The following is a 9980-nucleotide window of genomic DNA, read 5'->3' as shown; positions in this document are numbered from 1 at the left end:
CAACGGGTAAACACTGACTCCTCAACCTAGTTAACAGATATGGGAGTCACCGTGATAGGCGGTTATTTTACCGCCTCGATTGGCATATATCCCTTCGACATTTTCGAAAATATCGAAAGAATATAGGGTGAAATGTCCTATTTAATTCAGGAAAACGTTAGCTCTTCGGGATTACCGCAAGATTTCCGTTCAAATATTTCAAACCGTTGCCGAGATGCGCCTCTTGGCACCCCTTGATGCGACAACTTTTGACCTCGAGCCCTGCCAAACCTGGCCTGGGCAATTTCACCATGGGCTTTTCCGGCTGGACCCGGTCGCGAGAAAAATGAATTTTCATTCGTTCATTCACCGTCGCCTCCCGCGCAGGCAATGCCACTCCTTGCGCCTCCAGCCCGGTGATCTTGTCCCTGCCTTTGGCTTCTCTGCTCACACGGAGGGGCCTTCTCCGGCTGCAGTCATTCTCACTAAGCTCGCAATAGCATTAAATAATTAAACCTGGATCTCACTTTTCACATTTGAGTTCGCTGGCAATTGATCTAGCGCAATCCCCGTCGCGATAAATAATTATCCATTTTACCTATTTGGTAATATCTCCCTGAGCAATCGCATAAAAAGCATTCTTTATGCACCAATAAAAATTAATCGGCCTGCCATGCCCGTCGACGACGGGCACTGATATCCACGCACCAAGATGGAAGGGTCAGGCCCCGCAAGGACATTTATCTGGGAGTGATGATCGTGGGTTCACACAACAAACCATCCAGGCTGGGCTTCGCCGCCCTGCTATTGACGGCCCTGTTGGGCAGCAGTTGGGCACAGGCCGATGAGGCCGCCCCCAAGGGCAAATTCGAGGCGCGCAACGAGCTGTTCGCCAAGGATCACGTCGATCAGTTCGACAGCTGGAAGTCGACCAGCGAAAGCCGCGAGCGCACCGACGCCCTGGCGGAAGATCCGCAGATGGTGGTGCTCTGGGCCGGCTACCCCTTCTCCAAGGATTACAACAAGCCGCGCGGCCACTTCTACGCCCTGACCGACGTGCGGGAAAGCCTGCGCACCGGCGCCCCCAAGACCGCCGAAGATGGTCCCCTGCCCATGGCCTGCTGGAGCTGTAAAGGTCCGGACGTCGCCCGCGTCATCGATGAGAAGGGCGAAGATGGCTACTTCAAGGGGATGTGGGCCAAGGGTGGCCCCGAGATCGTCAACGCCATCGGCTGCGCCGACTGTCATGACACCGCCTCCAAGGAGTTCAAGGAGGGCAAACCCGCCCTGCAGCTCTCCCGCCCCTATGCGGACAGAGCCATGAACGCCATCCACAAGCCGTTCAAGGAACAGGGTCGCTTCGATCAGCAATCCCAGGTCTGCGGCCAGTGCCACGTTGAGTACTACTTCAACGGCCCCACCAAGGCGGTGAAATTCCCCTGGGACAAGGGCACCAAGGTCGAGCAGATGGAGGAGTACTACGACGAAGTGGGCTTCGCCGACTGGACTCATGCCCTCTCCAAGGCCCCCATGCTCAAGGCCCAGCATCCGGAATATGAAACCTGGCGCGCCGGCATTCATGGCCAGAACAACGTCGCCTGCGTCGATTGCCACATGCCCAAGGTGCAGAACGAACAGGGCAAGGTCTACACGGATCACAAGGTCGGCAACCCCTTCGATCGCTTCGAGCAGACCTGCCGCAACTGCCACACCCAGAGCAAGGAGATGCTGCAAGACGTCGTCCACCAGCGCAAGGAGGCGATCACCGAGATCAAGCTCAAGGTCGAGAAGCAACTGGTGCACGCCCACTTCGAGGCCAAGGCGGCCTGGGATGCCGGCGCCACCGAAGCCGAGATGAAGGACATCCTGCAAGACATCCGCCACGCCCAATGGCGCTGGGACTTCTCCATCGCCTCCCACGGGGTGCAGGCTCATGCCCCGGAAGTGGCTTTGAGGATGCTGGGCAGCGCCCTGGACAAAGCAGCCGACGCCCGCACCAAGCTGGCTCGCCTGCTGGCCGCCAAGGGGATCAGCCACGAGATCGCCATTCCTGACATCTCCAGCAAGGAGAAGGCCCAGGCCGCGCTTGGCATGGACATGAAGCAGATGAGCAGCGACAAGGCCCAGTTCCTCAAGACCACTGTCCCCGCCTGGGAAGCCGAGGCCAAAGCGGCCGGACGGCTCGCACAATGACGAGGCCGGCGGGCCCCCTCGGGCCCGCCGCCGAATGGAGGCTTCCTATGGGTGATTTAACGATGGATTTCTTACGACTGATGCTGATGGCCGCCATGCTGCTGACCAGCGTGCAGGGCCAGGCCGCGGATCAGACAGCCGCGCCGACCGCCATGCCCGCCCCCCACGAGGTAGAGTTCTTGCGCAGCGCCGACAAGGCCTGCACCGACTGCCACAAGGAGCAGAAAGAGGGCATGCACGGCCAGCATGCCAAGGCGACCAATCCCAACAACCTGGCGCCGGTGACCTGCACCAACTGCCACGGCCAGCCCTCCCTGCAACACCGGGAAGGGGTCAAGGACGTGATGCGCTTTAGCGACAGCTTCAACCAGCCGCAAGGCAAGGATGGCTATCCTATCGCCGAGCAGAACAGCGTCTGCATGAGCTGTCACGAACCCAAGCCCCTGCGCGAGGCGCTCTGGGCCCACGACGTGCACATGACCAAACTCACTTGCACCAGTTGCCACCAGTTGCACCCGGCCAAGGAGCCCATGGTGGGGATCCCGGCGCAATCCCGCATCAAGTTGTGCGTCGATTGCCACAGCAAGCAGCACGAGGCCATCAAGGCCAAGACCACCGCCCAGGACAAGGAGGCGCCATGAGCTGCTCTCGCCGTCAATTCATGGCCGGCATGGGAGCGGGCGCCCTCATCATGATGACGGGCCCTGCTCGCGCCGGCACCGCCGCCCTCGCCCACAGCCAGACCATCGACGGGGTGCGTTACGGCATGCTGCACGACGAGACGGCCTGCATCGGCTGCACTGCCTGCATGGATGCCTGCCGGGAAGTCAACAAGGTACCGGAGGGGGTCTCCCGTCTCGAGATCCTCCGCACCGGCCCTATCGGCGAGTTTCCCGACGCCGAGTACCACTTCTTTCGCAAGTCCTGCCAGCACTGTGACAATGCCCCCTGCGTCCATGTCTGTCCGACCGGGGCCTCCCATCGCCGCGCCGAAGACGGCATCGTCGATGTGGACCCGGATCTGTGCGTCGGCTGCATGTACTGTCTCGCCGCCTGCCCCTATCAGGTGCGCTTCATCAACCCGGTGACCCGGGTGGCGGACAAGTGCGATTTTTGCCGCAAGACCAACCTGGCCCAGGGCAAGGAGCCGGCCTGCGTGGAGTCCTGTCCCACCAAGGCGCTGGTGTTCGGCAACCTGGACGATCCCCAGAGCCCGATCGCCAAGCGGCTGGTGAAGGAGACCACCTATCGCTACAAGCAGGTGCTCGGTACCTCGCCCAAGATGTATCGCGTGCCCAAAGGGGAGATAACGTCATGACGATGCAAGAGGCATTTCACTTCCCTTCCCTCGTGTGGGGATTTGTCCGATCGCCATCTACCCCGGCAGTAACAGATGGAGGGAATGACCATGTGGTATGACGCATTTCACTTCCCTTCCCTGGTTTGGGACTGGCCCATCGCGATCTACCTGTTCCTGCTCGGCATCTCCGCCGGGGCCACCACCCTGTCGGTGTTGCTGCGCCGCAAAGGGGCCGGCAGCGAGAGCGGCATCATCAAGGCGACCGCCCTGTTGGCGCCGCTCTCCGTGGTGCTGGGGCTCTTGATCCTCATCTTCCACCTGGCCCGTCCCTGGACCTTCTGGAAGCTGATGTTCCACTACCAGTTCGACTCCGTGATGTCGATGGGAGTCATGTTGTTCCAGCTCTACATGGCGGTGCTGTTCGCCTGGCTGGCGGTGGTGTTTCGAGCCGAGATCGAGGGGCTGCGCGGTCGTTTCCTCAAGGAGAAGTTCGCCTTCGTTGACGGCTTGATAGGTCTGCTGGCCCGCATCGAGCGGCTGCTGGCGCCGCTGCTCCTGCTGCTGGCGGTGCTGCTCGGGGCCTATACCGGCTTCCTGCTCTCGGCGCTGAAGACCTATCCGCTGCTCAACAACCCCGTGCTGCCGGTGCTGTTCCTGGTGTCGGGCATCAGCTCGGGGATAGCCTCCACCATCTTGCTGGCGGTGACGCTCTTCAAGGAGCACCACCACAGCCAGGGGGTGAACTTCGTGCACCGCTTCGAGCGGCCGGTGCTGGCGGTTGAGATCCTGCTGCTGGTCTGCTTCTTCACCGGCCTCTACTTCGGTGGCGGCCAGAAGGAGGTCGCCATGTGGGCCGCCATCGGCGGCGGCTTCTGGTCTCAGGTGTTCTGGGTCGGCGTGGTGGGCATCGGCATGCTGTTGCCGCAGTTGCTCGCCCTGCTCACTCCGGCGCCTTTGCGCCAGAAGAGCGGCCATCTGGTGCTGGTGTGCAGCCTGACCCTGGTGGGCATACTGCTGCTGCGCTATTTCGTGCTCTATGCCGGCCAGATGACGGTAGTTTAAGAACCTGGTCACGGCCTTACTGCGAGGCCGTGATCAAGGCTCATACGCTGCTCTTTACCTTGCTGACAGCCTCTCGCGACAGGTCGTAGACAGGCTCTAAGCAGGGCTCACAAGCGCCAGCCGCCACGGCGGCTGGCGCTTGTCTGTTGTTGAGAGTCTGGATTTTCTGGTTATGCCCCAACGCCCGCCCGGTGCGGACGCTGTGGCATGACATGAACGAATGATTGGGACTGGAGGTTGTGTGCTGGCTGAGCTCGGCTATCTCTCACTGTTGTTGGCGACCCTGCTCGCCCTGGTGCAAGGCACCCTGCCCTGGCTAGGCCTGCGGCTCGCCTCGCGCCCGTTGCTGGACTGCGCCCGCCCCCTTGCCCTGCTGACCGCCGCCCTGCTCGGGGCCGCGCTGGTGCTGCTCGCCCTCTGTTTTGGCCGGGATGACTTCACCCTGGTGTACGTGGCCCAGCACGCCAACAGCGCCCTGCCCCTTGGCTTCAAACTCGCGGCCGTCTGGGGTGGCCACGAGGGATCCATGCTGTTCTTCGTGTTCGCGCTGGCGCTCTGGGGGGCGCTGGTCGCGCTCTGCTCCAGACGGGTCGACTCGCTGATCCTGGTGCGGGTACTCGCCATCATGGGTCTGATCGTGGGGCTGTTTGGCCTCTACACCCTCGCCTTCTCCAGCCCCTTCGATCGCGCCTTCCCGGGGCCGCTGGAGGGGCGCGATCTCAATCCCATGCTGCAGGATATCGGCCTCATCATCCACCCGCCTTTGCTCTACCTCGGCTACGTGGGCTTCGCGGTCAACTTCGCCTTCGCCATGGCGGCGTTGCATTCGGGCAGGCTGGACGGCGCCGTGGCGCACTGGAGCCGCCCCTGGGCTCTGGGCTCCTGGGTGTTTCTCACCGCCGGCATCCTGCTCGGTTCCTGGTGGGCCTATTACGAACTGGGCTGGGGCGGCTGGTGGTTCTGGGATCCGGTGGAAAATGCCTCCCTGCTGCCCTGGCTGCTGGGCACAGCGCTCTTGCACGCCCTTGTCGTCTGCGAGAAGCGCGGCGCTTACGGCCACGGCGTCTTGCTGCTCTCCATCTTCACCTTCGCCCTGAGCCTGCTCGGCACCTTCGTGGTGCGCTCCGGGGTGCTCACCTCGGTCCACGCCTTCGCGGTGGATCCCAATCGCGGCCTCACCCTGTTGCTGTTGCTCGGCCTGCTGCTGACCACGGCCTTGACCCTGTTCGCGCTGCGGGCCGATACCCGCGCCCCTTATGCCCGCTTCGGTTTCTGGTCAAAGGAGGGGCTGCTCGGCGCCGCCATCCTGCTGCTGGTCGTGGCCTGTGCCAGCGTGCTGCTCGGCACCTTCTACCCCATGGTGTTCCAGTCCCTGCACCTGGGGTCGCTGTCGGTCGGCGCCCCCTACTTCAACGCCATCTTCGTACCGCTGGCCCTGATGCTGATGGCCCTGATGACCCAGATCCCGCGCCTGCGCTGGCAACAGCTGGCCACCGTCTCCCGCCTCCGCGCCCTGTTGCCACCGCTACTCGGCCTGCTGGGGGGCGGCCTGCTCAGCCTCGCCTATCGCGAGCAGGGCAGCCTTGGCTGGAGCGGCATTCTCGCCAATATGATCGGCCTCTGGCTGATGGCGAGCCTGTTGTTCAACTTCCCACTGAAAACCCAATGGCGAGATGTGAACCGGATGGGCAGCCTGCTGGCCCACCTCGGGGTCGCGGTCTGCGCCCTCGGCATCGCCCAGGTGAGCCACCATAGCCAGGAGGGAGGAACCGTGCTCAGCGCAGGCAATCCCTACCGACTCGGCGCCTACGAGTTTCGCTATGAGGGCAGCGAGCCGCTGCTCGGCCCCAACTACACCGCCGAGCGCATCACCCTCAGCGTGCACAAAGAGGGCAAAGAGATCGCAAGGCTGACGCCGGAGCGGCGCCACTACAGCGTGCGCACCATGAACATGAACGAACCCGGCATCCAGTGGGGGCTCTTTGGGGATCTCTACGTGGTGCTGGGGGAGAAGATGGGGCCGGATGCCTATGCCATGCGCCTGCACCACAAGCCGCTGGTGCGCTGGATCTGGTTCGGCGGCCTCTTGATGACCGCCGGTGGCGCGCTGCGCCTGCTGGGACGGCGTCCGCTGCTGGCGGCGCACCAGCAAGCCTGTGCGCATCAGCCTATCCCCTTGCAACCCTGGGAGGCGCCATGAGTGCTCGCCTGCGTCTCTTCATCCCCCTTGGGATAACCCTGTGCCTCGGCCTCCTGCTCTGGTTGGGGCTCGGCAACAACCCCTACAGCCAGGACGATGCCACCCTGGGCCGCGGCCTGCCGAGCTGGCAGAGCCAGGATCTGTTTAGCGACAGGCTCATCCATACCGACGACCTCAAGGGGAAGCCCTTCGTGCTCAACGTCTGGGCCAGCTGGTGCCCGGCTTGCCGCGCCGAGCATCCCTTGCTCGTCGAGCTGGCCGGCTCGGTGACTCTCTATGGCCTCAACTACCGGGACAAGGCCGAGGCGGCACGCAGCTGGCTGCGCGAGGCGGGAAACCCCTATCAGGCCGTGCTGGCGGATCCGGACGGCAAGCTGGCCCTGGAGCTCGGGGTCTATGGCACGCCGGATACCTATCTGTTTGGCGCCGACGGTACCCTGATCGCTCGCCACACCGGCGAGCTGACCCGGGATATCTGGCAGCGCCAGTTTGTGCCCCTGCTCGCCGAGGCCCATGCCAAGGCTGCCAACCAATCCCCATCGGGCAAGGCGGAAACCACCCCATGAGACGCCTCACTCTGCTCACCCCCCTCCTCAGTGCCCTGCTGCTAGTGATAAGCCTCGGGGCTCTCGCCAGCGGCGTCGATACCTACCAATTCAGCCACCCTGAGCTCCAAACGCGCGCCCAGGAGCTGGCCCGTGCCCTGCGCTGCCCCCAGTGCCAGAACCAGAACCTGGTGGAGTCCAACTCCCCCATAGCGCGGGATCTGCGCCTCGAGGTCTACCGCTGGGTGGACGAGGGGCAGAGCGATGAGCAGGTGATCGCCCGCATGACGGAGCGCTTCGGCGATTTCGTCCGCTACGATCCCCCCCTCAAGGCCAGCACCCTGCTGCTCTGGGGGGGGCCACTGCTGCTGACGCTGCTGGCGCTGGCGCGCCTTCGCCGCAGCCTGCGGCAGAAAGTGCGGGCTCCCCTTGTCGGCTATCAGCCTCAGGGCGCACCGCCCGAGGATCCCAGATCCGAGTTGAACCGGCGGATCCTGGCCGAGCAGCAGGCGGGGTTGACCCCTCACTCGCGCCTCTATCGAGAGCTGGAGCAGGCGCGGCTCGCCACTGTCACCCCGGCCGCCGAGCAGCGCCTGCGCGCCAGGGTGATGGCCGCCAGCCCCGGCATCCGCCCCCTGCCCTGGCTGTTGCTCGGGGTGTTGTTGCTGGGATCGGTCGCACTCTTCTACGCCAGCACCGGCCGTTATCAGGCGTGGCAGGGGCATCAGCAGCGCCCCGATCCCCTGGCGGGCCTGAGCCCCCGCGACTTGCAGGACAAGGAACTCGGCGCCCTGCACCAGCGGCTGCAACAGGATCCCAGGGATCTCGAGAGTTGGGCCGAGCTCGGTCAGCTCTATCTGTATCGGGACGAATACGAGAACGCCTGGCTCGCCTATCAACGGCTCGCCCTGCAAGAGGGGGGCGCCAGCGCCGCCACCCTAGCTGCCCAGGCCACGGTGCGTTACTACCAGGCGGGGCAGCGGCTCACCCCGGAGGCGCACCGCCTGCTTGATGCCGCGCTCGCGCTCGACAGCGGGGAAGTGAGCGCCCTGATGCTGCTCGCCTCCGACCACTTCCTGCATGGCCGCTACGGCGAGGCCATCACCCTGTGGCAACGGCTGCTCGATGAGGAGCGTCCCCGCATCAACCGCGCCGCACTGATCCAGGCCATTCAGACCGCTCGCATCATGGGCGGTTAATGCCGGATGTTATGGCCGCCCAGACACGACAGTTCAAGACGCCGGACACCTGGCTGTCGGGGGGCTTTTTCATGGAGCGGGAGATGGAAATGACGGGGAAACAGAATAGGTAAAAAAAGAGTGGTAACGGAGGGGCAGTTCCGGCATATAGTGCGCGTCCCTGACGGGGATATTGACGCTTATTAGCCCCCTAAATGACGTGATCCTGGCCGAATAAGGGCGCGATATAGCCGCCGATGCGGTGATTTCAAGGATCACCGTCCCATTAAAATAAAAAATTGGAACTTTTGGCATTGTGAAGCGTCAATTCCCGTCATATAACTTAGCCAAATGCCCCCCTGAGTCGTAGTAGAGCCAAATCATGAACATTCGTCCTTTTCTTCCCTTGCTGTTCGGCGCCTTGCTCCTTCCCGCCAGCATGGAAAGCGCCCATGCCAACCCGTTTTCTGCGACATCCACCTCCTCCAGCCGTCTGCTAGAGCAACGCACCAACCTCTCCCTGAGATCCGATGCCTTCGTGGTCGCCAACTCCCGTACCGGCGAGATCCTGGCCGAGCGTAACGCCAACCGGGTGATGCCCATCGCCTCCATCACCAAGCTGATGACGGCGCTGGTGGTGCTGGATGGTAATCAGCGGCTCGCCGAGACCATCACGGTCACCATGGACGATGTGGACAGGATCAAGGGCACCGGCTCCCGTTTGGCCATCGGCTCTCGCCTGAGCCGTGCCGACATGCTGCACATCGCCCTGATGTCGTCGGAAAACCGCGCCGCCTCTGCCCTGGCACGCAACTACCCCGGCGGCCGACGTGCCTTCGTCGAGGCGATGAATGCCAAGGCCCGCATGCTCGGCATGTGGAGCACCCATTTTGCCGACAGCACCGGGCTCAACCCGCGCAACGTCGCCACCGCCCACGATCTGGCCAAGCTAGCGGCAACGGCCTCCACCTACCCGCTGATCCGTCAGTACACCTCGACCGAACACAGGCTGGTGCGCAACGGCAAGCGCCAGATGCAATATCACAACTCCAACCGCATAGTGCGGGAAGGCAGCTGGCCCATTCTGGTCTCCAAGACCGGCTATATCCGCGAGGCGGGACGCTGCCTGGTGATGGGTACCACCGTCAGCAATGAACCCGTGATCATGGTGCTGCTCCATGCCAACACCACGGATGAGCGGGTCGCCGACGCCAAGCGGATCAAGACCTGGCTGGAGACCTCGGGCCGGGCGACCCTGACCGCCCAGTCCACGCCCCCCGCCAAGCTCTTCTCGGCGCAATAACCCCTCTCTGCCCAACCTAGAACCGCAGGCCACTTGCCTGCGGTTTTTGTTGCCTCCACGCCACGTTCGCCCTCCTATCCGCCCGCCTGACAGCCTGGCTGTCTTTCGTCGACCCCTCATCTCGCCATCTTTTATGGCAGCAACAAACATCATAAACCCATCGCTCAGCATGATAAAAACACTGGTTATATATGTTAATGCAGTGATAAATCACATTTCT

General features: G+C 63.1%; 9 protein-coding genes. 8 read left to right on the top strand and 1 reads right to left on the bottom strand.

What is annotated here, in order from left to right:
- Window positions 1-157 precede the first annotated feature (157 nt).
- A complete protein-coding gene (locus tag BN1124_RS00180) occupies window positions 158-430 on the bottom strand; it encodes a hypothetical protein (RefSeq protein ID WP_156127959.1) in 273 nt (90 codons plus the stop codon).
- Between the two features lie 302 nt (window positions 431-732).
- On the opposite strand from BN1124_RS00180, the gene nrfA reads away from it, so the two are divergent.
- The 8 genes from nrfA (at window position 733) to BN1124_RS00140 (ending at window position 9760) form a co-directional block, all read left to right on the top strand.
- Window positions 733-2172, top strand: coding sequence for an ammonia-forming nitrite reductase cytochrome c552 subunit (nrfA, locus tag BN1124_RS00175; protein ID WP_042638001.1), 1440 nt, complete (start codon window positions 733-735; stop codon window positions 2170-2172).
- A 47-nt stretch (window positions 2173-2219) separates the two neighbouring features.
- Window positions 2220-2813, top strand: coding sequence for a cytochrome c nitrite reductase pentaheme subunit (gene nrfB / locus BN1124_RS00170; RefSeq protein WP_042637999.1), 594 nt, complete (start codon window positions 2220-2222; stop codon window positions 2811-2813).
- The gene (nrfC, locus tag BN1124_RS00165) at window positions 2810-3490 is read left to right on the top strand and encodes a cytochrome c nitrite reductase Fe-S protein (protein ID WP_042637996.1); all 681 of its coding nucleotides are present in this window, start codon (window positions 2810-2812) and stop codon (window positions 3488-3490) included. Before nrfB ends, nrfC begins: the two co-directional genes overlap by 4 nt.
- A gap of 90 nt (window positions 3491-3580) precedes the next feature.
- Window positions 3581-4534 carry a cytochrome c nitrite reductase subunit NrfD gene (nrfD, locus tag BN1124_RS00160; protein ID WP_042638909.1) on the top strand — a complete coding sequence of 318 codons (954 nt, stop codon included), beginning with the start codon at window positions 3581-3583 and terminating at the stop codon, window positions 4532-4534.
- 241 nt (window positions 4535-4775) lie between these two features.
- Window positions 4776-6734, top strand: coding sequence for a heme lyase NrfEFG subunit NrfE (gene nrfE / locus BN1124_RS00155; RefSeq protein ID WP_042637994.1), 1959 nt, complete (start codon window positions 4776-4778; stop codon window positions 6732-6734).
- The gene (locus BN1124_RS00150) at window positions 6731-7300 is read left to right on the top strand and encodes a DsbE family thiol:disulfide interchange protein (RefSeq protein WP_042637992.1); all 570 of its coding nucleotides are present in this window, start codon (window positions 6731-6733) and stop codon (window positions 7298-7300) included. Before nrfE ends, BN1124_RS00150 begins: the two co-directional genes overlap by 4 nt.
- The gene (gene nrfF, locus BN1124_RS00145) at window positions 7297-8478 is read left to right on the top strand and encodes a heme lyase NrfEFG subunit NrfF (RefSeq protein ID WP_042637990.1); all 1182 of its coding nucleotides are present in this window, start codon (window positions 7297-7299) and stop codon (window positions 8476-8478) included. The genes BN1124_RS00150 and nrfF overlap by 4 nt, the downstream gene beginning before the upstream one ends.
- A gap of 361 nt (window positions 8479-8839) precedes the next feature.
- Entirely contained in the window at window positions 8840-9760 is a 921-nt protein-coding gene (locus tag BN1124_RS00140) for a serine hydrolase (protein WP_033132569.1), read from the top strand.
- The last annotated feature ends 220 nt before the right edge of the window (window positions 9761-9980 follow it).

The sequence above is a fragment of the Aeromonas eucrenophila genome (assembly GCF_000819865.1).
Classification (GTDB): domain Bacteria; phylum Pseudomonadota; class Gammaproteobacteria; order Enterobacterales; family Aeromonadaceae; genus Aeromonas; species Aeromonas eucrenophila.
This window is presented reverse-complemented; position numbering and strand designations above follow the sequence as displayed.